General features: G+C 70.6%; 21 protein-coding genes. 12 read left to right on the top strand and 9 right to left on the bottom strand.

What is annotated here, in order from left to right; translation table 11 throughout:
- Window positions 1-63: 63 nt before the first annotated feature.
- The 4 genes from AB0259_RS15130 to AB0259_RS15115 form a co-directional block, all read right to left on the bottom strand.
- Window positions 64-1,179, bottom strand: a complete 1,116-nt coding sequence (locus AB0259_RS15130; RefSeq protein ID WP_251582397.1) for a phosphate ABC transporter substrate-binding protein PstS — start codon at window positions 1,177-1,179, stop codon at window positions 64-66.
- Window positions 1,180-1,316: 137 nt separating this feature from the next.
- Window positions 1,317-2,255, bottom strand: a complete 939-nt coding sequence (locus AB0259_RS15125) for an NUDIX domain-containing protein (RefSeq protein WP_366223250.1) — start codon at window positions 2,253-2,255, stop codon at window positions 1,317-1,319.
- Entirely contained in the window at window positions 2,252-4,420 is a 2,169-nt protein-coding gene (locus AB0259_RS15120) for an RNA degradosome polyphosphate kinase (protein WP_251582401.1), read from the bottom strand. Before AB0259_RS15120 ends, AB0259_RS15125 begins: the two co-directional genes overlap by 4 nt.
- A 66-nt stretch (window positions 4,421-4,486) precedes the next feature.
- Window positions 4,487-5,173, bottom strand: a complete 687-nt coding sequence (locus AB0259_RS15115; RefSeq protein WP_251582403.1) for a response regulator transcription factor — start codon at window positions 5,171-5,173, stop codon at window positions 4,487-4,489.
- Between the two features lie 129 nt (window positions 5,174-5,302).
- On the opposite strand from AB0259_RS15115, the gene AB0259_RS15110 reads away from it, so the two are divergent.
- From AB0259_RS15110 to AB0259_RS15095, 4 genes are all read left to right on the top strand, one after another.
- Window positions 5,303-5,593 carry a hypothetical protein gene (locus AB0259_RS15110; RefSeq protein WP_251582405.1) on the top strand — a complete coding sequence of 97 codons (291 nt, stop codon included), beginning with the start codon at window positions 5,303-5,305 and terminating at the stop codon, window positions 5,591-5,593.
- 170 nt (window positions 5,594-5,763) lie between these two features.
- A complete protein-coding gene (locus tag AB0259_RS15105; protein WP_366223249.1) occupies window positions 5,764-6,369 on the top strand; it encodes an FABP family protein in 606 nt (201 codons plus the stop codon).
- Entirely contained in the window at window positions 6,366-7,448 is a 1,083-nt protein-coding gene (locus AB0259_RS15100; RefSeq protein WP_366223248.1) for a glycine cleavage T C-terminal barrel domain-containing protein, read from the top strand. Before AB0259_RS15105 ends, AB0259_RS15100 begins: the two co-directional genes overlap by 4 nt.
- A gap of 2 nt (window positions 7,449-7,450) precedes the next feature.
- Complete coding sequence (locus tag AB0259_RS15095; RefSeq protein WP_366223292.1) at window positions 7,451-8,545, top strand: FUSC family protein; 1,095 nt, start codon at window positions 7,451-7,453, stop codon at window positions 8,543-8,545.
- A 12-nt stretch (window positions 8,546-8,557) separates the two neighbouring features.
- Here the strand turns inward: AB0259_RS15095 and AB0259_RS15090 are convergent, their stop codons facing one another.
- Window positions 8,558-9,382 (bottom strand): class I SAM-dependent methyltransferase, encoded by an 825-nt coding sequence (locus AB0259_RS15090; RefSeq protein ID WP_366223247.1) that lies wholly within the window; start codon window positions 9,380-9,382, stop codon window positions 8,558-8,560.
- A 41-nt stretch (window positions 9,383-9,423) separates the two neighbouring features.
- Here AB0259_RS15090 and AB0259_RS15085 point away from each other — a divergent pair, with 41 nt between their 5' ends.
- The gene (locus AB0259_RS15085; RefSeq protein WP_251582413.1) at window positions 9,424-10,173 is read left to right on the top strand and encodes a phosphoglyceromutase; all 750 of its coding nucleotides are present in this window, start codon (window positions 9,424-9,426) and stop codon (window positions 10,171-10,173) included.
- 65 nt (window positions 10,174-10,238) lie between these two features.
- On the opposite strand, the gene phoU is transcribed toward AB0259_RS15085, so the two are convergent.
- Window positions 10,239-10,910 (bottom strand): phosphate signaling complex protein PhoU, encoded by a 672-nt coding sequence (gene phoU / locus AB0259_RS15080; protein WP_251582415.1) that lies wholly within the window; start codon window positions 10,908-10,910, stop codon window positions 10,239-10,241.
- A 176-nt stretch (window positions 10,911-11,086) separates the two neighbouring features.
- Between phoU and AB0259_RS15075 the strand changes: the two genes are divergently transcribed.
- Window positions 11,087-12,271 carry an ATP-binding protein gene (locus tag AB0259_RS15075; RefSeq protein ID WP_366223246.1) on the top strand — a complete coding sequence of 395 codons (1,185 nt, stop codon included), beginning with the start codon at window positions 11,087-11,089 and terminating at the stop codon, window positions 12,269-12,271.
- Window positions 12,268-12,951: a response regulator transcription factor gene (locus AB0259_RS15070; RefSeq protein WP_366223245.1), complete on the top strand. Its 684-nt coding sequence runs from the start codon at window positions 12,268-12,270 to the stop codon at window positions 12,949-12,951. Before AB0259_RS15075 ends, AB0259_RS15070 begins: the two co-directional genes overlap by 4 nt.
- Before the next feature lie 64 nt (window positions 12,952-13,015).
- Here AB0259_RS15070 and AB0259_RS15065 read toward each other — a convergent pair whose 3' ends face one another.
- Window positions 13,016-13,495: a DNA modification methylase gene (locus tag AB0259_RS15065; RefSeq protein ID WP_251582421.1), complete on the bottom strand. Its 480-nt coding sequence runs from the start codon at window positions 13,493-13,495 to the stop codon at window positions 13,016-13,018.
- Between the two features lie 135 nt (window positions 13,496-13,630).
- Here AB0259_RS15065 and AB0259_RS15060 point away from each other — a divergent pair, with 135 nt between their 5' ends.
- The 3 genes from AB0259_RS15060 (at window position 13,631) to ispD (ending at window position 16,675) form a co-directional block, all read left to right on the top strand.
- A complete protein-coding gene (locus tag AB0259_RS15060) occupies window positions 13,631-14,113 on the top strand; it encodes a CarD family transcriptional regulator (RefSeq protein WP_251582423.1) in 483 nt (160 codons plus the stop codon).
- Window positions 14,114-14,210: 97 nt separating this feature from the next.
- Window positions 14,211-15,488, top strand: coding sequence for an acyltransferase (locus tag AB0259_RS15055; protein WP_366223244.1), 1,278 nt, complete (start codon window positions 14,211-14,213; stop codon window positions 15,486-15,488).
- A complete protein-coding gene (gene ispD / locus AB0259_RS15050; protein WP_366223243.1) occupies window positions 15,485-16,675 on the top strand; it encodes a 2-C-methyl-D-erythritol 4-phosphate cytidylyltransferase in 1,191 nt (396 codons plus the stop codon). The genes AB0259_RS15055 and ispD overlap by 4 nt, the downstream gene beginning before the upstream one ends.
- A 9-nt stretch (window positions 16,676-16,684) precedes the next feature.
- Here ispD and AB0259_RS15045 read toward each other — a convergent pair whose 3' ends face one another.
- Both AB0259_RS15045 and AB0259_RS15040 read right to left on the bottom strand, forming a co-directional pair.
- Window positions 16,685-17,152 (bottom strand): GNAT family N-acetyltransferase, encoded by a 468-nt coding sequence (locus tag AB0259_RS15045; protein ID WP_366223242.1) that lies wholly within the window; start codon window positions 17,150-17,152, stop codon window positions 16,685-16,687.
- Between the two features lies 1 nt (window position 17,153).
- Window positions 17,154-18,080, bottom strand: a complete 927-nt coding sequence (locus AB0259_RS15040; protein ID WP_366223241.1) for an EamA family transporter — start codon at window positions 18,078-18,080, stop codon at window positions 17,154-17,156.
- Between the two features lie 58 nt (window positions 18,081-18,138).
- Between AB0259_RS15040 and cysS the strand changes: the two genes are divergently transcribed.
- Together cysS and rlmB are read left to right on the top strand one after the other, a co-directional pair.
- On the top strand, window positions 18,139-19,587 hold the full coding sequence (gene cysS / locus AB0259_RS15035) for a cysteine--tRNA ligase (protein WP_366223240.1): 1,449 nt from the start codon (window positions 18,139-18,141) through the stop codon (window positions 19,585-19,587).
- Window positions 19,580-20,566 carry a 23S rRNA (guanosine(2251)-2'-O)-methyltransferase RlmB gene (gene rlmB / locus AB0259_RS15030; RefSeq protein WP_366223239.1) on the top strand — a complete coding sequence of 329 codons (987 nt, stop codon included), beginning with the start codon at window positions 19,580-19,582 and terminating at the stop codon, window positions 20,564-20,566. Before cysS ends, rlmB begins: the two co-directional genes overlap by 8 nt.
- Window positions 20,567-20,617 lie beyond the last annotated feature (51 nt).

The raw sequence follows: 20,617 nt of genomic DNA, 5'->3' as shown, positions 1-20,617 counted from the left end.
TCGGAAGCGGGCGGACGTGGGGCTGCGGGTGACCCTCGGAGAGGGCCACCCGCAGCAGAGGTGTTACTGTGCGGCGCCGATCATGTCGATCGCGGTCTGCGCCTCGGAGGCGACCTCGCTCGACAGCGGGGCGGAGCCGGCGGCCTCGTTCGCGGCCTTCTGGCCGTCCTCGCTGACGATGTACGAGAAGTAGTCCTTCACGATGGCCGCGACGTCGGCGTCCTCGTACTGCTGGCAGCCGATGAGGTAGCTCACGAGGGCGATCGGGTAGGCGCCGGCCGGAGCCTCGGCGGGGTTCACGTCGTAGACGAGGTCGCCGTCGGCACGGCCGTCCTCGAGCGGCGAGGCCGCGACGAGCTCGGCAGCGGCCTCGGACGAGAACGGCACGAACTCGTCGCCCACCTGGATGGCGGCCGAGCCGAGGTCGCCGACGCGCGAGGCGTCGATGTAGCCGATGGTGCCGTTACCGGCCTTGACGGCCGCCTCGACGCCGGAGGTCTGCTGCGCAGCCTCGGAGCGCTGGGTGTCGACCGGCCAGGCGTCGTCGTCCTCGTAGGGCCACGCGTCGGGCGCGACCGAGGCGAGGTAGGCCGTGAAGGTGCCCGTGGTGCCCGACTCGTCACCGCGGAAGACCGGGGTGATCGCGAGGTCGGGCAGCTCGACGCCCTCGTTCAGCTCGGCGATCTTCGGGTCGTTCCACTTCTCGATCTGCTCGTTGAAGATCTCGCCGATGACATCCGCGGTCAGGTTGAGCTCGGTGACGCCTTCGAGGTTGAAGACGACGGCGACGGGGGAGATGTAGGCGGGAACCTCGACGATGTCGTCGGTGGCGCAGGCGCCGAAGCCGCCCGTGGCGATCTCGTCGGTGGTGTAGGCGCGGTCCGAACCGATGAAGTTGCTCGAGCCGGCGAGGAAGTTGTCGCGGCCCGTGCCCGAACCGGTCGGCTGGTAGTTGACCGTGACGTCCGGGTTGGCGGTCTGGAAGGCCGCGGTCCAGGCCTGCTGAGCGGCACCCTGCGACGAGGCGCCGGTGGCCTTGACGGTGCCCGACAGCGTGCTGCCGCCGTCGGAGGGCTGGCCACCGCCAGCAGGGGTGCCCTCGTTGGCGGCACAGGCCGACAGGGAGAGGACGGCGACGGCTGCGACAGCGCCCACGCGGGCGATGCGGTTGAGCTTCACGTGTGAATTCCTTCGGGTGATCGGGACACCCCGGTGCGGGGCTGGCTCGACGGTAGGAGTCGCTGGTGACCAGGTTCCGCTCGACAGGTGAACGACAGGTGAACGGGTCGGGTCCGATCGTCTGTCGCTCAGCCGATTCACACGTTGGCGGGATGCGTCTCGATCGCGACGATGCCCGAACCGGGGTTCGTGGCGGACAGGTGCGCGACGGAGAATCCCCCCACCTCGAGGTCGGAGGCGCTCTCGATGTACGACCCCTTCAGGCTCCCGGTGGCCAGCGCCAGCTCGCTCATGATGGTGGGGATCACCGGCCGGTGCGAGCACAGCACGGCCGGTTTGCCGGACCGGACGCGCTTGCCGACGACGGTGCGCACGTCCGCGTGCCCGTCCTCCCAGGCATCCTGCGAGATCAGGTCGGTCCGGCGGATGTCGCGGCCCAGCGCCTTCGCGAGCGGTGCCACGGTGTCGACGCAGCGGACGGCGTCGCTCGAGACGACCCGACGGATGCCGAACGAGCGCAGGGGACCGACGGCCGCCTTGGCCTGGCGCTTGCCGCGGTCGGTGAGGGGGCGGGCGGCATCCTTCCCCTTCCAGTCCTCGCGCGGGGTCGCCTTGCCGTGGCGCAGGACGACGATCGGGAACGTGGCCAGCACGCCGTCGTCGACGAGCCGCAGGAAGTTCTCGAGGATCTCCACATCGACCGGGTAGCTCAGCCGCTCGAGCGCCTTCTTCGGCGTCAGCCACTCGATCGCGGCGATCTCGCGGTTCGGAACGAAGGACGACGCCCGGATCGCCTCCTCGGTCGCCTCCGTGCTCCAGTAATGGACGATCTTCGTGCGTTTGCTGGGCAGGCGGTACTTCGAGATCCCGACGGGAACCCCGAGGTGCACACGGATGCCGGTCTCCTCGAAGATTTCGCGCACGGCCGTCTCGGCGAGCGTCTCGCCCGGATCGACCTTGCCCTTGGGCAGGGTGATGTCGCGGTACTTCGTGCGGTGGATCGCGAGGACGAGCAGCCTGCCCTCGACCATCCGCCAGACGACGCCGCCCGCGGCGTAGACCGCGGTCTCCGTCATCGCACCGCCCGTGCCCGCCGACGGCGGAGCACCTGCGACATCGTCTTCTCCTGCAGGTCGACGAGCGGGTTGCCCTCGGCGTCCAGGTGGTGACGGGTCCACTCGCCCTCGGCGCCCAGGTGCCACGAGCTCGTCGTGTCCGACATCGCCAGCTCGAACAGGGAGATCAGCTCGTTGACGTGCGCGGGCTCGGTGACGCGCACGAGCGCCTCGACGCGGCGATCGAGGTTGCGGTGCATCATGTCGGCGCTGCCGATGAACACCTGCGGGTCGCCGTTGTGCTCGAAGGTGAAGATGCGCGAGTGCTCCAGATACCGGCCGAGGATCGACCGCACGGTGATGTTGTCGCTCACCCCCGGCAGGTCCGAGCGCAGCGAGCAGATGCCCCGCACCCACACGTCGACCTTCACACCCGCCTGGCTCGCGCGGTAGAGGGCGTCGATGATCTGCTCGTCGACCATCGAGTTGACCTTGATGCGCACGTGGGCAGGCTTGCCGGCCAGCGCGTTGCGGCGCTCGCCGTCGATGAGGCGCAGGAGCCCCTTACGCAGGTGCAGCGGGGCGACGAGGAGGCGCTTGAACTTCTTCTCGATCGCGTAGCCGCTGAGCTCGTTGAACAGGCGCGTCAGGTCGCGACCCACCTGCTCGTTCGCAGTGAAGAGGCCGTAGTCCTCGTAGATGCGGCTCGTCTTCGGGTTGTAGTTGCCCGTGCCGATGTGGCTGTAGCTGCGGAGGACGCCGTCCTCCTCGCGGATGACGTGCAGGAGCTTGCAGTGCGTCTTGAGGCCGACCAGGCCGTAGACGACGTGCACGCCGGCCTTCTCGAGCTTGCGCGCCCACACGATGTTCGCCGCCTCGTCGAAGCGCGCCTTCACCTCGACGAGCGCGAGCACCTGCTTGCCGTTCTCGGCCGCGTCGATGAGTGCCTCGACGATCGGGCTGTCGCCCGACGTCCGGTACAGCGTCTGCTTGATCGCGAGCACGTGCGGATCGCGCGCCGCCTGCTGCAGGAACGACACCACGCTCGTCGTGAACGATTCATACGGGTGGTGGACGAGGACGTCCTCCTTGCGGATCGCCGCGAAGATGTCGGCGCGCCCGTTCTGCTCCGCGGGCTGGAAGGGCGTCGAGGTCTTCGGGACGTGCGCGGGGTAGCGCAGGTCGGGGCGCTCGATCTGCGACAGCGAGAAGAGTCCGCGCAGATCGAGGGGAGCCGGCAGCCGGTAGACGTCGTTCTCGGTGATGTCGAGCTCGTCGAGAAGCAGCGAGAGGGTCACCTCGTCCATGTCCTCGGTGATCTCGAGGCGGATCGGCGGGCCGAAGCGGCGGCGGAGGAGCTCGGCCTCGAGCGCCTGGATGAGGTTCTCGGTCTCGTCCTCCTCGATCACGACGTCCTCGTTGCGCGTGAGGCGGAACGTGTGGTGCTCGAGGATCTCCATCCCCGGGAACAGGTCGGCGAGGTTCTCGGAGATCAGTTCCTCGATCGGCAGGTACCGCACGGTGGAGCCGTTCTTCGCCACCTCGATGAGGCGCGGGAGCATGGGCGGCACCTTGAGGCGGGCGAATTCCTGGCGGCCGGTGCGCGCGTTGCGGATCCGCACGGCGAGGTTGAGCGACAGGCCGGAGATGTAAGGGAACGGGTGGGCCGGGTCTACAGCGAGCGGCATGAGCACCGGGAAGACCTGCGCCGAGAAGTAGTCGTAGAGCGTGCTCCGCTCGGAGTCCGACAGCTCGGCCCAGGAGACGACCTCGATGCCCGCGTCGGAGAGGGCGGGGCGTACCTGCTCGGACCACACCGCCGCGTGACGCTCCTGCAGGGCGTGCGCGGCCGTGGCGAGGTCGGTCAGCACGTCGAGGGGAGCGCGGCCGACGTTGGTCGGCACGGCGAGTCCGGTGAGGATGCGGCGCTTGAGACCGGCGACCCGCACCATGAAGAACTCGTCGAGGTTGCTGGCGAAGATCGCGAGGAAGTTCGCACGCTCCAACGTCGGCAGGTTCGGATCCTCCGCCAGCTCCAGCACGCGCTGATTGAATGCGAGCCAGCTGAGCTCGCGGTCGAGGTAGCGGTTGTCGGGCAGCTGCGAGTCGTACGCTTCGACGACGTCGTCGAAGTCGTCGTCGTCCGCGTCGCCCAGTCCGGAGTCGTGAACCTGGGTGTCGATCATCTCCACATCATTGCAGGGGACGGTGACGTGTGCGTGAACACGGTCACGGATGCCGCGGCATCCGGCTCATGCCGATGGTGTCGGCAGCTGCTCGTCCTCGTAGACGTTGAAGCGGTAGCCGACGTTGCGGACCGTGCCGATGAGCTGCTCGAGGTCACCGAGCTTGGCGCGCAGGCGGCGGACGTGCACGTCGACCGTGCGGGTGCCGCCGAAGTAGTCGTAGCCCCACACCTCGCTGAGCAGCTGCTCGCGGGTGAACACGCGGGAGGGGTGCGTCGCGAAGAAGTGGAGGAGCTGGAACTCCTTGTAGGTGAGGTCCAGCGGACGACCGTGGACCTTCGCCGAGTACGAGGACTCGTCGATCGTGATCCCCGAGGTCTGGATCCGCGTGGAGACCTGTTCCTTCGAGACCCGTCCGACGGCGAGTCGGATGCGGGCATCGACCTCGGCGGGGCCGGCGCCGACCAGCACGACGTCGTCGATGCCCCAGTCCGGGGATACGGCGGTGAGTCCGCCCTCGGTCACGACCAGGAGCAGGGGCGCGTCGAGCCCGGTCGTCGTGAGGATCTTGCACAGCGACTTGGCCGCGACGAGATCTCGGCGCGCATCGACGAAGACGACGTCGGCGTTCGGGGCGTTGACCAGCTGCGCCGCCTCGGCCGGGATCTGGCGGACGCGGTGGCTGAGGAGTTCGAGTGCAGGCAGGACGGAGTCGCCGCCGGCGGCGGAGCTCAGAACGAGCAACTGTGCCAAGGGGGACCCTCCGGTGCGGACTCGGAACCGCGTCTCATCTTAGGGGCTCGTCCGGTGCGCGCAGCGCCGGGGCGCCGTCCGGCTCGCTCGTACGCGCGACGTCGCAGCCGGTACGTCAGAATGGGTGGCATGACCGCACCCGAGATCCTTCCCCGTCGACGGGCTGCCGGCGTGGTCGCGGTCTGGGTGGCCGCAGCCCTGGTCGCGCTCGCGGTGGGAGTGTTCGTCGACCCGGACTGGCGGGGTGCGTGGCTTCTCGTCGGCTTCGGATTCTGCTTCTTCCTGGCCTTCGCGGTGCAGCTCGCCTCGGGTCGGTCGCAGGGTTTCATCATCCGGATCGCCGCGAGCGTCCTCGGCGCGATGCTGGTGATGGGTCTCCTCGGCGCGGGGTTCGCCCTCGCCGAGCTGTTCGCGGGCTGACGCCCCGCAACCCAGGGCCGCGACGGTGTCCCCGGCCGCTAAAGTGGACGGCATGGATCTCGTCGCACTCGAACTCTTCTTCGTCGGGCTGCTCGGCCTCGCATCGCTCGCGATCGCGTTCGTGTCCGGCGTCGTCGTCTGGAACCTCTACCGCGGTCAGCGCTGACACCGTGATCGATCTGCCGACCGACCTTCCGGCTGATCTGGTCCCGCTCTCCTGGCTGCTCGGCGTCTGGGAGGGTACCGGCGTCCTCGAATACGACGCCCAGGGTCGTTCCATGTCGGGCGAGTTCTCCCATCGCGTGAGTTTCAGCCATGACGGCGGCGACGCCCTCAACTACGCGGCGACCGCCTGGTTCGAGGATGCCGACGGCCGCCGCCGCGACCTCGTCGCCGAGACCGGCTACTGGCGGCTGTCCCGCCCTGCGACCGAGCAGGACGCCGGGCCCGCTCTGCTGCCGGCACTGGCGCCTCGCAGCGAGGCGCGCACCGTGCACGACGTCGAGGCTCTTCGCACGGCGCAGGACGGGTTCGAGATCCAGGTCGCCCTCGTGCATTCCGACGGCATCAGCGAGCTCTACCTCGGGCAGGTGCGGGGACCGCGCATCGACATCGCCACCGACGCGATCGTCCGTCCGGCGGGTGCGAAGGAGTACGGCGCCGCCACCCGGATGTACGGCCTCGTCGACGGCCACCTGCTGTGGGCGTGGGACATCGCGGCGCTCGGTTCCGAGCTCTCGTCGCACGCCTCGGCCCGCCTTGCGAGGGTCCAGTGAACCCCGACGTCCTCGCCCGCGTCCCCGGCGCTGTCGTCGACGACCGCGGGCTCGCGCACCTGGGTAATCCGGTCCGCGAGCAGCGCGACCTCGCCGCCGGCGCCGCCGTCGCCCCCCTCGGCGATCGCACGGTCCTCACCGTCTCGGGCGAGGACCGGCTCTCCTGGCTCGACTCGATCACCTCGCAGGCGCTGACCACCCTCGCCCCGGGTGCGGGCACCGAGCTCCTCGTCCTGGACCCGCAGGGGCACGTCGAGCATGCGGCATCCGTCGTCGACGACGGGGAGCGCACCTGGCTCATCGTCGACCGGGATCGTGCCGAAGCGCTCCTCACCTGGCTCACGCGCATGCGCTTCCGCCTGCGCGTCGATCCGCAGGACGGCTCCGCCGGCTACGCCGTGATCGGCGGGACCGCCGCCGCGGTCGACGCCCTGCATGGGGAGGTCGTGTGGCGGGACCCGTGGCCCCGCGTCAGCTCCGGCGGCTGGGGATACTCCCCGGTCGAGCCGCATCCCGGTGCCGAGCGCGACTGGGCCGAGGCGGTCGTGTCCCTTTCGTCGCTCGACGACCTCGCCGCCGCGGCGGAGCGGGGTGACGTCCGACTCGCGGGCTACCTCGCCGTCGACGCGCTGCGCGTCGCCGCGTGGCGCCCCCGGGCCGCGACCGAGGCCGACGGCCGGACCCTCCCGCACGAGGTCGACTGGCTGCGCACGGCCGTGCACCTCGACAAGGGCTGCTACCGCGGGCAGGAGACCGTCGCCAAGGTACACAACCTCGGACACCCGCCGCGCCGTCTCGTCGCTCTGCAGCTCGATGGATCGGACGCCGACCTGCCCGAACCCGGCGCCGCCGTCCGGCTGGACGGTGCGGACGTCGGGGCTGTCACCTCGGTCGCCCGCCACCACGAGGAAGGCCCGATCGCCCTCGCGATCGTGAAGCGCTCCGTCCCGGTCGACGCCGCCCTGACCGTCGCCGTCGCCGACGGTGAGATCGCCGCGGCGCAGGAGGTCGTCGTCCCGCCGGATGCCGGGCGCGCGGCATCCGTCCCGCGTCTGCCCCGGCTGTCGCAGCGCCGGTGACGATGGCGCCCGAGCCGACCACCACGGTTCCGGTGCCGACCGCCCGGAAGTATCCGCGCGAGGGATGGGCCCGCCTGCGCGGATCCGCCGTGGCGATCCTGCAGCTCGTCGTCGCCGCGAGCGCGGCCTTCTCGATCGCGCATTACGGGCTGGGGCACCCGGCTCCGCTGATCGCGGCGACTGTCACGATCTCGAGTCTGGGTCTGGTCCGTGACGCCCGGCCGTGGCGCGTCCTCGAGACCGTCATCGGCATGGTGCTCGGGGTCTTCGTCGCCGAGCTGGTCGTCTTCGCCGCCGGGAGCGGATGGTGGCAGCTCGCCCTCACTCTGGCGGTGAGCCTCTCGATCGCCCGATTCGTCTCGCCGCAGGCGGGGTTCGCGATCGCGGCGGCGATCCAGTCGATCATCGTGGTCGTCGTCCCGTCGCAGACGCCGTTCCTGCGCCTGCTCGACGCCCTCATCGGCGGCGCGATGGCGCTGCTGGTCACGGCGCTCATCCCGCGCAGCCCGCTGCGCACGGCTCTCGCGGACGCGACGCGGCTGTTCGCGGATTTCGAGACCGCCGCCGGCACGGTCGCGCAGGGACTGCGTCGGGGCAGCCGCGTGCGCGCGGAGCGAGGTCTCGAGAAGGCTCGCGACCTGCAGGGACGCGTCGACGACTTGCGGGTCTCGGTCGAATCCGGTGCCGCCATCGCCCGCATCTCGCCGTTCCTGCGCCGCCAGCGGTTCGAACTCGAACGCTTCGAGCGGATGCGGCAGGCGATGGACCTCGCCGTGCGCAACCTCCGGGTCGTCGCACGGCGGTCGGTCTACCTCGTCGACGACGGCCGTGAGCGCGACGTCGCCGCCGACCTGCTGCTCGAACTGGTCCGGGGTGCCGATCTCGTGGCCTCCTCGCTGACCGACATCTCGGACGAGCCCGCGGCGCGCGAGGTGCTGACGGCCGTCGCCGCGCGGCTCGATCCCGTGGCGCTCGTGCCCGACGGCTCGCTCGGCGATCAGACCCTCATCACGGCGCTGCGTCCGCTCGCGACCGATCTCCTCTGTGCGACGGGCCTCGGTCCGGACGAGGCCCGGGCGCGCCTGCCGCGCGTCTGAGTACGCGCCGGCTCACCGGGGAGCGACGGCCTCCCACGGCAGGGTCATCTCGCCCAGCCGCCATCGCGTCCGGCCGCCGATCGGCCAGCGCGCCTCGACGAGCGCGTCCAGCGCCGCCCGCCACCGCTGCACCGGACCGAACGAGGAGGCGGCGACCGCGCGGGTCCACTCGCGGTCGAGGGCGGTCAGGACGTCGTGGATGCGCTCTCCGGGTACGTTGCGGTGGATGAGCGCCTTCGGCAGTCGCTCGGCGGCGACCGCGGGGGACTCGAGCTCCGCGAGCCGCAACGAGATCGTGAGGGTGCGGGGCGCGGCATCCGGTCCGATCTCGATCCAGGTCGAGATCCTGCCGAGCTCGTCGCACGTCCCCTCGACGAGCATGCCGTCCGGGCGCAGCCGGGCCGCCATGCGCTCCCACGCCGCGGGCACGTCCGCCTCGTCGTACTGGCGCAGCACGTTGAACGCGCGGATCACCGCCGGGCGTCGACCGTCCGGCACCGGCACCTCGAACCCGCCGCGCGCGAACGACACGCGCGCGTCCGGCGCGAACACCCCCTCGCCCGCGCGGACTCGCGCCAGCTGCGCCCGAGCGCGCTCCACCCGCGCCGGCTCGATCTCGAGCCCGAGCACCTCCACGTCGGAGCGCACGCGGCGCAACCGCGCCTCGAGCTCGAACGCCGTGACTCCGCTCGCCCCGTAGCCGAGGTCCACCACGAGCGGATCGGCCGTCCGCCGGAGGAGGGGATGCCGCGCGATCCAACGGTCCACGCGGCGGAGGCGATTGGTGTTCGTCGTCCCCCGGGTCACCTGTCCGACGACAGGATCGGAGCGCGTCATGACCCCATGATCGCACCCGGCACGCCGGTAGGATTGCGGGCATGACAGCCCCCTACACCTTGATCCTCCTCCGGCACGGCCAGAGCGAGTGGAACAAGTCGAACCAGTTCACCGGGTGGGTGGACGTCCGTCTCACCGATCAGGGCAAGGCCGAGGCCCAGCGCGGCGGCGAGCTGCTGAAGGAGTCGGGTCTGCTTCCCGACATCCTGCACACCTCGGTGCTGTCGCGCGCCATCCAGACGGCGAACATCGCCCTCGACGCCGCGGACCGCCTCTGGATCCCGGTGAAGCGCTCGTGGCGTCTCAACGAGCGTCACTACGGCGCCCTGCAGGGCAAGGACAAGGCGCAGACGCTCGACGAGTTCGGCGAGGAGCAGTTCATGCTGTGGCGCCGCTCGTTCGACGTGCCGCCGCCGGACATCTCCGACGACGACCCGTACACGCAGGTCGGCGACGTGCGATACGCCGACATCGACGGCGAGGTGCCCCGCACCGAGTCGCTGAAGATCGTGATCGACCGCCTCCTGCCCTACTGGGAGAGCGAGATCGTCCCCGATCTGAAGACGGGCAGGACCGTCCTGGTCACGGCCCACGGCAACTCGCTGCGCGCCCTCGTGAAGCACCTCGACGGCATCAGCGACGACGACATCGCCGAGCTGAATATCCCCACCGGCATCCCGCTCGTGTACCGACTGGACGAGAACCTCGTTCCGATCGGCCCCAGCGAGTACCTCGACCCCGAGGCCGCCGCCGCCGGCGCTGCGGCGGTCGCCTCGCAGGGCAAGAAGTAACCCGCCTCCGGCGGGGAACACGAAGAGCGGATGCCTCGCGGCATCCGCTCTTCGTCGTCCGGCGCTCAGACCTCGAGGTCGACGCCCTCGGGGTCGGCGGCCCAGGTGCCCGTCGCGAGGTACGAGACCTTCTTGGCCACGGACAGGGCGTGGTCGCCGAAGCGCTCGTGGTAACGCGAGGCCAGGGTGGCGTCGACGGTGGCCGACGCCTCGCCCTGCCAGTTGTCGCTGAGGACCTTCTCGAACACCGCGAGGTGCAGGGCGTCGAGCTGGTCGTCGAGCTCGTGCAGGCGGTTCACCAGGGAGAGGTCCTCGGTGCGCAGCAGATCGGACAGCGTGCGCGCGACCTCGGTGTCGATCTCGCCCATCTTCGTGAAGGTGTTCTTCAGGCCCTTGGGCACGGCGCGCTCGGGGAAGCGCATACGCGTCAGCTGGGCGATGTGCTCGGCGATGTCGCCCATGCGCTCGAGCGAGGCGCTCACCCGCAGGGCGGCGACGACGATGCGCAGGTCGCGTGCAACGGGCTGCTGGCGGGCGAGGATCTCGATGGCGAGCTCGTCGAGCTCGATGGCCCTGTCGTCGATCACCTGATCGTTGTCGATGACGTCTTCCGCGAGGGCGACGTCGCTGGTGGCGAACGCGCGGGTCGCCTTCTCGATCGCGACGGTCACGAGCTCGGAGATCTCGACGAGACGGGTCTGCACGTCCTCGAGGGACTGGTGGAAAACTTCGCGCATGGAGCACCTTCTCTTCGTGCGGGCGGGTGAGGGGCGCGACTGTCGCGCAGAGACCTCGGCGATCCTCCCGCGCTCAGGTTAACGGTCGGTGCCGACACGGTGAACACTCGGCGGTGACCGGCGCACGGCCCGATTTCCGTCCGATTGCGGGGGTGCGCCCACCCTACGCTGGGGACATGGATTCGACGCAGCTCGAGCTGCTGGCGCTCGTCGTGGGCCTGCTCGTGGGCGGCGGTGCAGCCGCTCTCGTGTTCTACGCGGCGCGCGCGCGTGAGCGCACGCGGCTGGTCACGTCGACCGAGCTGCCCGAGGGGGGGGCATCGGTCCTGCAGGCCATGGACGACGCCGCCGTCGTCGTCGATCCGTCGATGCTCGTGCTCGCGGCCTCGGCCACGGCGGAGGTCTTCTCGCTGAGGGTGGGGGAGAGCCTCGACGCCGAACGCCTCCGCGCGCTCGTGCGCGGCGCGCGGCAGACGGGGCTTCCGGCGACGGAGAACATGACCCTGAACCGCGGTGTCGAGCCGCGTGTGGTCGCGGCCCGCGCCAGCGTCATCACCCCGCGCCTGACCCTCGTCGTCATCCGCGACATCACCGAGCGGGAGCGCGTCGAGCAGATGCGCCGCGACTTCGTCTCGAACACCTCGCACGAGCTCAAGACGCCGGTCGGCGCGGTCACGCTCCTCGCCGAGGCGATCGAGTCGGCTGCCGACGATCCCGAACAGGTCCGCCACTTCGTGCGGCGGCTGAGCGCCGAGGCCACGCGGCTCGGCCAGCTGACCTCGCGCATCATGAACCTCTCGCGGCTGCAGTCCGCCGACGAGATCGCCGAGATGCGCGATGTCTCCGTCGACGAGGTGGTCCGTTCGGCGATCGATTCGCTGGCGGTCACCGCCGAGTCGGCCGACATCACCGTCGCCCGCGGGGGCGACCGCGGACTGTTCGTCCGCGGCGATCGGCAGATCCTCGTCGAGGCGGTGGGCAACCTCCTCGCCAATGCGATCGCGTACTCGCCGGCGGGCGCGCAGGTGGGTGTCGGGGTGCGCGAGGCGGACGGCGCGGTCGAGATCGCGGTCGCCGATCACGGCATCGGCATCCCCGAAGACGATCAGCAGCGGATCTTCGAGCGCTTCTACCGCGCGGACCAGGCGCGCTCGCGGCGCACCGGCGGCACAGGACTCGGTCTCGCGATCGTCAAGCACGCCGTGCAGCGTCACGGCGGCTCGGTCGACCTCTGGTCCCGGCCCGGTCGCGGGTCGACGTTCACCATCCGCCTCCCGCTCGTCACCGTCGACACGTCGACGCGTCGTAAGCCCAAGAAGAAGACCGGCGCGAACGCGCCCAGCCGAAGGAAAGCCTCATGACCCGAGTCCTGATCGTCGAAGACGAACCCGACCTCGCCGACCCCCTCGCCTACCTGCTGCGTCGGGAGGGGTTCGAGGTCGAGATCGCCGAGGACGGCGGTGTCGCCCTCGACGCCTTCTCGTCGCGGGGGGCCGACATCGTCCTGCTCGACCTGATGCTGCCCGGGATGCCGGGGACCGAGGTGTGCCGGGTCATCCGGCAGACCTCCAAGGTGCCGATCATCATGCTGACCGCGAAGGACAGCGAGGTCGACATCGTGGTGGGGCTCGAGCTGGGCGCCGACGACTACATCACGAAGCCGTACTCCTCCCGTGAGCTGCTCGCGCGGATGCGTGCGGTGCTGCGCCGGGCGGACACCGACGAGCTGGACGTCGACGACCGGATCATCCAGGGGGGTCGCGTCACGCTCGACATCGATCGTCACACTGTCTCCGTCGACGGCAAGGAGATCTCGATGCCCCTCAAGGAGTTCGAGCTCCTCGAACTCCTCATGCGCAACGCGGGCCGCGTGCTCACCCGCGGCCAGCTCATCGATCGTGTGTGGGGGAGCGACTACTTCGGCGACACCAAGACGCTCGATGTGCACATCAAGCGCATCCGCTCGCGCATCGAGACGAACCCCAGCGACCCGGTCATGCTGCTGACGGTGCGCGGACTCGGCTACCGATTCGAGGCCTGAGTCCCGGTCGCGAACGACGAAGGCCCCCACCGCAGGGTGGGGGCCTTCGTCGTCGTCGGGGAGGTCAGCCGGCCGGCGTCGCCGCGGGCGTCGGGACGAACTCCGTGTAGTACGGGAGCGTGCCGTCCAGGATCGGGACGGCGACGCGGACACCCTCGCCCTCGCCCGACTGGAAGGACGCGTCGACGTCGGAGCCCGGCTTGCCGGTGTCGTCGAAAGTGAGCGGTGCGGTCGTCACCCCGAGGCTGACGGTGCTGTTCGCGGGCACGTTGACACGCTGCGGCTGGTCGGCGATCGAGACGTTGAGGACCAGGTCCTCGTCCGTGGTGTTCACGATGCCCGCGATGAGGTTGCCGAGGCTTCCGTCCTCGTTCGCGATGATCATCGCGTTGCGGACCAGCAGCGGGCCGGAGTCGGGGACGTTGACCCCGTCCGAGGCCGAGTACTGGATCGTCGTCGCCTGCGGCGCGAGCATGTTGCAGCCCGTGGTTCCCAGAACGACGGCGGCGCCCAGGGCGAGGGACGCGATGAGACGCGATTTCACGGATCCTCCAGATGACACGAACGGCGGCACTCTCATCCTATGGGGTCGTGACGTCGCGACCGGGCGGGGGAGGGCGGCGAACTCTAGCGTATGTCGCCTGTGGTATTCTGGAGGTTGCCGAAAGGACACAACTGCATGCTTTTTGAGGTTGGCGAAACCGTCGTCTATCCGCACCATGGCGCTGCGACCATCATCGAGGTCAAGGATCGCGTCATCAAGGGAGAGACGAAGAAATACCTGAAGCTCAACGTCACGCAGGGCGATCTCATCATCGAGGTTCCCGCGGACAACGTCGATCTCGTGGGCGTCCGCGACGTGATCGGCAAAGACGGGCTCGAGAAGGTCTTCGATGTACTGCGCGCTCCCTTCACCGAGGAGCCGACCAACTGGTCGCGCCGCTACAAGGCGAACCTCGAGAAGCTCGCGTCGGGTGACGTCATCAAGGTGAGTGAGGTCGTGCGCGACCTCTGGCGCCGCGACCAGGACCGCGGCCTGTCGGCCGGTGAGAAGCGGATGCTCGCGAAGGCGCGGCAGATCCTCATCTCCGAGATCGCCCTGGCCCTGAAGGCCGACGAGGACAAGGCGTCCACCGTCCTCGACGAGGTCCTCGCCTCCTGAGGCATCGACAGAACGGCCGGCTGCTCAGCCGGCCGTTCTTCGTTGTCCGCGGGATGCGAGGCGTGCGGCGTGTGGATGCGCGCGCCATGATGAGCCCGTGACCACTCGCGCCGCTCCCGTCGCCGTCGACCTCTCGCGTCGCGATCTGACGCTCGACCTCGCCCGGGTCGTCTGCGTCCTGTTCGTCATCGTCGTCCACCTCGTGCAGGTGGGCATCGGGCCCGGACCCGATGGCGGTCTCGTCGCTTCGCGACCCGCCGAGGAGCAGCCGTGGTTCGACGCCGCGACGTGGGTCGGTCAGATCATGCCGCTGTTCTTCGTCGTGGGCGGGTTCGCTGCGGCGACGGGCTGGCGGTCGTGGACGGCGAAGGGCGGGGATGCCGAGGGATTCATCCGCACGCGCACGCTCCGCCTCGCGCAGCCCGCGCTGCCCCTCTTCGTGTTCTTCGCCGTCGTCCTCGGTGTCGCGACAGCGGCGGGTCTGCCCGAGCAGCTCGTGGCGGATGCCGCGGTGGGCGCGGGCTCGCCGCTGTGGTTCCTCGCGGCCTATCTCCTGTGCCAGGCCGCCGTTCCGTTCCTCGCCGCCTGTCACGCGCGCCGTCCGACGGCGACGCTCGTCGTCCTGGCCCTCGGCGCGATGCTGGTCGACGTCGCGCGCTTCGGCACCGGCGTCGAGGAGATCGGTCTCCTGAATCTGCTGTTCGTCTGGCCGCTCGTGCAGCAGTTCGGGTTCTGGTACGCAGACGGATGGTTCGACCGGCGGCATCCGCTCACCCTTCTCGCGGTCGCGACCGCCTGCTATCTGCTGCTGTGGCCGCTCACGGCCGTCGGACCGTACTCGACGAGCATGCTCGGCAACCTCAATCCGCCGACGGTGCCGCTCGTGGTCCTCGGCATCGCGCAGGCGTGCCTGCTGCGTCTGCTCAAGCCTGTGCTCGCGCGCCTGATGGCGCTCCGCGCGATGCAGGGCATCGTTTTCGTGCTCGGCTCGCGGCTGATGACGATCTACCTCTGGCATCTGCCGGTGATGCTGGCGCTCACCGGCCTGAGCCTGCTCATCCCGGGCGCTGCGCCGACGCCCGCGTCCGAGGCGTGGTGGTGGTCGCGGCCGATCCTCTTCGTCGTGGTGCTGGGCGTCCTGCTCGCCCTGTCGCTCGCGATCGTGCGCTGGGAAGCCCTGGGCGCACTCGGGCCGACGCCTCCGCGGATCGTCGTCGTCGTCGCATGGGTCTGCGCCTTCGTGCCGCCGTTCGCGGTCATGGAGTGGTTCCTCGACCTTCCGATCGCCGTCGGCGGCGCCGTCCTGCTCGCGGCCGCGGTCTTCCTCCTCCGACGCCGCTCGCCGGCGCGCGCCTGGGTACGCTCGGAGGCATGAGCCTCATCCCCGTTCCGCGCGTTGCCGTCGTCGTCGTCGCCGCCGGGTCGGGGACGCGGTTGGGGGCGGAGGCGCCCAAGGCCTTCGTGGGGATCGATGCGCACACGATCCTCCGCCACGCGCTGCACGGCGTGTTCGCGGCACCGCAGGCGCAGGTCGTCGTCGTCGCCCCCGAAGACCGGGTCGGCGATGCGACGACCGAGGCGCACGAAGCCGCCGGCGACCGCGTCGACCTGGTCTCGGTCGTCGCCGGCGGAGCGACTCGGCAGGCGTCGGTCGCCGCCGGCCTCGGCGCCGTCTGGCCCGACGTCGAGGTCGTCCTCGTGCACGACGCTGCTCGTGCACTGACCCCGCCCGAGGTGTTCGCCCGAGTGATCGACGCCGTCGCCGCGGGGTCGGATGCCGTCATCCCCGTCCTCCCCGTCATCGACACCCTCAAGCACGTCGATGCCGACACGGTCGTCGCTCCCGTGGATCGATCGGTCCTCGCTGCGGCGCAGACGCCGCAGGGCTTCCGCCGGGCCGTGCTCGACGCCGCGTACCAGGATGCCGCGGCCGACCACACCGACGACGCCGCCCTGCTGCAGGAGGCGGGCACCATCGTGCGAACGGTGGCCGGCGACGAGCGAGCATTCAAGATCACGACGGTCGCCGATCTCGACCGCGCCCGCGGGCTCGTGGCACCTCTCCCGTCGGTGACGCGCGCCCCCTCGGTCGCGATCCCGCGCGTGGGTGTCGGGACCGACGTCCACGCCTTCGGCGGCGACGGCACGCTCTGGCTGGCCGGACTCGAGTGGCCGGGGGAGCAGGGGCTGCACGGTCACTCGGACGGGGATGCCGTCGCGCACGCGATCGTCGACGCGGTCCTCGCGGCCGCGGGTCTGGGTGACATCGGCACCCACTTCGGCACGGATCAGCCCGAGTACGCCGGCGCCCATGCCCCGGCGTTCCTCGCGCGGACGCGCGCCCTCGTCGGCGAGGCGGGATGGCGTATCGGCAACGTCAGCGTGCAGGTGCAGGCGAAGCGTCCGCGGTTCGCGGCTCGCCGCACGGAGGCGGAGCGCGTGCTGTCCGAGGCGCTGGGAGCGCCGGTCTCGGTCTCGGCGACGACGACGGACGGTCTGGGCTTCACGGGCACGGGTGACGGCGTCGCCGCGTTCGCGGTCGCCGTCGTGGTTGCGGCCTGACCGTACCGGTCAGAGCGCGCGCGTCATGAAGGTCGACGCCGGGTCGGGCCGGTAGCTCCCGAAGGGTGCGCACTCGTCGAAGCCCTCGCTCGCGTAAAGCGTTCGTGCCGCGAGGAACGGGGCATCCGAGCCGGTTTCCAGCCACACGCGGGTGAGGCCTGCGGCGCGTGCCGCCTCGAGGATGTGGCGCAGGATCGCCCGCCCGACACCGGTCCCGAGATGCGCGTCGACGACCCGCATCGACTTCAGCTCCCCGTCCTCGTCGTCGAGCCGAGCGAGGGCGCCGATCCCGGCGATCTCGCCGTCGCGCCAGGCCGACCAGACGGTGACCGACGGATGCCGCAGCGCGGCCACGTCGAGCGCGTGCACACTCTCGGCGGGGGTCTGCGCATGCATGCCGGCGAGGTGCTGTCGCACGAGACCGATGCTGGCCTCGCTCGTCAGGTCGTCCACGCGGATGTCGAGGGGAGCGGGCATGTCAGGCCTCCACGGCGAAGGGAGCGGGATCGCGGGGCCGCCGGGATCCCCAGGCGAGCGTCACAAGACCGGCGGCGAGGACGACGAGCCCCGCCACCGCGAGGGGTGAGAGGGCCTCGCCGAGCACCGTCACCCCGAGCACCGTAGCGGTGAGCGGCTCGCCGAGCGTCAGGGTCGCCGCGGTCGCCGCCGTCAAGCCCTGCAGCCCCCAGGTGAACAGGACATAGGCGACCGAGATCGTCACGAGACCGAGCCAGAGTGCCATCGCGAGCCCGGAGGGCGTCGTCACCCAGCTCAGGTCGACGAACGGGATTGCGGCGGCGCACAGGATGGCGGCGCCGACCCCCATGGACCCGACGACGGTGAAGGCGTCCCAGCCCTGGTCCAGGAGCCGGCGCTGCACGTTCGCGATGACGGCGAAGCAGGCGCCGGCCCCCACGGCGGCCGCGAGACCGAGGCCGTCGACGCCGCCGCTGCCCGAGCCTCCGCCGACGCCCAGGAGCACGACACCCGCGGCGGCGAGGGCGGTCGCCGCCATCCACAGCCACGACGGAACCCGCCGCGAGATCAGCCACTCGAGGATTCCGGCGAGGACGGGGGCGGACCCCAGGGCGATCACGGTGCTCACGGCGACGCCGTTCGTCTCCGTGCCGAGGAAGAAGAGCGGCTGGTAGAGGCTGATTGCGGCACCCGTTAGGGCCATGAGGCCGAGCGTCCCCCATGTGAGCGCGAGGCGCGGGCGGGCGGGTGCGCGACGACGATGGCGGGCGGCGAGGGTGAAGGCAAGCGCGGCGAGTCCGACGCCGCCGATCACCATCCGCGCCACGCCGACCGAGAGGGTGGAGGCGTCGTCCGGGCCGAGGGCGTTCGCGGTTCCCGTCGTCCCGAACAGCAGCGCGGCGGCGAGGACGGCGAGCAGATGCAGCACCCGTCCTTTCTACCGTCTCGACGCGGGTGCCTTCGCCACCCGCCGGTAGCATGGACCGGTGACGGTTCGGCTCTACGACTCCCAGGCTCAGGCGCTGCGCGACTTCGCGCCCGCCGATCCCGAGAACGTCACGATGTACGTCTGCGGACCGACGGTCCAGTCGGGTCCGCACATCGGCCACGTCCGCGCCGCGCTGAGTTTCGACGTCCTCCGCCGGTGGCTCATCCACCGGTTCGGGCGGGTCACCTTCGTCCGCAACGTCACCGACATCGACGACAAGGTGCTCGCGAACGCGACCGACGCCGAGCCGTGGTGGGCACTGGCCTACCGGATGGAGCTCGAGTTCTCGCGCGCGTATGCCGCGGTCGGCATCCTGCCCCCGACGTACGAGCCGCGGGCGACGGCATCCATCCCGCAGATGCAGGAGCTCATCGAGCGATTGATCGAGGCTGGCCACGCGTACGCCGCGGCGGGCGACGTGTACTTCGACGTGCGTTCCTGGCCGCAGTACGGGTCGCTCACCCGCCAGTCCGTCGACGCGATGGAGTCCGCCACCGACGCCGATCCGCGCGGCAAGCGCGACCCCCGCGACTTCGCGCTCTGGAAGGGCGCGAAGGAGGGTGAACCGGCGGACGCCTCGTGGGCGTCGCCGTGGGGATCCGGCCGCCCCGGGTGGCACATCGAGTGCTCGGCGATGAGCCGGCGGTACCTCGGCCCCGCGTTCGACATCCACGGCGGCGGGCTCGACCTGCGCTTCCCCCACCACGAGAACGAGCTCGCGCAGTCCACGGCGGCCGGCGACGCGTTCGCCCGCTACTGGGTGCACAACGGGCTCGTGACGGTCGGCGACCAGAAGATGTCGAAGTCGCTCGGCAACTTCCTCCTCGCCGTGGACGTCCTCGCCGAGTACGACCCGCTCGTGGTCCGGTATGCACTGCTCGCCGCCCACTACCGCTCGAACCTCGACCTGTCGTCGTCGACGTTCGCCGAAGCGGATGCCGCACTCGGCCGCATCCGCTCGTTCCTCGAGCGTGCGGAACGACGCCCCAGCCCGTTCACGTGGGCCGCGAAGCCTCCTCACGGCGCGTCCGAGGCGGACTCCGACATCGAGGAGGTGTTCGTCATCCCGGCTGCCTTCGCGGAGGCGATGGACGACGACCTCTCCGTCCCGCAGGCGCTCGCCGTCATCCACGAGACCGTGCGCCGCGGCAACGTCGCGATCGATGCGGACGACGACGAGTCGGCGGCGATCGCCGCGTGGCAGGTCCGGCAGATGACGAGCCTGCTCGGAATCGACCCGACCTCGACGCAGTGGAAGGTCGAGGGCGACGAGGCCGCCTCGGCCGCGCTCGACGCCCTCGTCAGCACCATGATCGACCAGCGCGCGGAGGCCCGCGCGACGAAGGACTGGGCGGCAGCCGACCGTATCCGCGATGCCATCGCGGCGGCCGGCGTCGTCCTCGAAGACGGTCCCGAGGGGACCCATTGGAGTTTGAACAATGGCTAAGCCAGGCAATCCGTCCGCCGGACGCGGCAAGAAGGGTCCCACGAAGGGATCCGGCGGCAAGAACAAGCGCTCGCTCGAAGGTCGCGGCCCGACACCAAAGGCCGAGGATCGCGCCTGGCACCCCGCCGGCAAGCGAAAGGCCGCCAAGGAGCGCTTCGTCGCCGCCGGCGGCAAGCCCCAGATCCGACAGACCACCGGAGGTCGCGCGCCCAAGGCGAAGTCCGGTGACGACACCGAGACGGTCACCGGGCGCAACAGCGTCCTCGAGGCGCTTCGCGCGAAGATCCCGGCGACGGCGTTCTACATCGCGCAGCGCGTCGAGATGGATGACCGCGTGAAGGAGATGCTCTCCATCGCGACGAACCGCGACATCCCCGTCCTCGAGGTGACGCGTCAGGAGCTCGACCGCATGGCCGGCTTCGACGGTGTGCACCAGGGTGTCGCACTCAAGGTGCCGCCCTACGAGTACGCGCACCCGCAGGACCTGCTCGAGCAGGTCATCGACCGCGGTCAGCTTCCGCTCTTCGTCGCGCTCGACGGCGTGACCGACCCCCGCAACCTCGGCGCGATCATCCGGTCCACCGCCGCGTTCGGCGGTCAGGCGATCATCCTGCCGCAGCGCCGCTCCGCGGGCGTCAACTCCGCCGCGTGGAAGACGAGCGCGGGTGCGGCCGCCCGCATCCCCGTCTCGATCGCCCCGAACCTCACGACGACGCTCAAGGAGTTCAAGAAGCAGGGCGTCTTCATCCTCGGGCTCGACGGCGGCGGCGACGTGTCGCTGCCGGCCCTGCAGCTGGCCGACCGCCCGGTGGTCATCGTGGTCGGTTCGGAGGGCAAGGGGCTCTCGCGTCTGGTCACCGAGACCTGCGACCAGATCGTGTCGATCCCGATCAACGCGGCGACCGAGTCCCTGAACGCCGGCATCGCGGCATCCGTCGCCCTCTATCAGGTCGCGACCTTGCGCGCGGCATCGGAGTGATAGCCCGACCATAGAATCGCGCGCCAGACTGGCGTCACCGACAGCGAAAGG

Origin of the sequence: Microbacterium sp. NPDC080005, assembly GCF_040702445.1 — a bacterium.
Lineage (GTDB): Bacteria > Actinomycetota > Actinomycetes > Actinomycetales > Microbacteriaceae > Microbacterium > Microbacterium oleivorans_D.
This window is presented reverse-complemented; position numbering and strand designations above follow the sequence as displayed.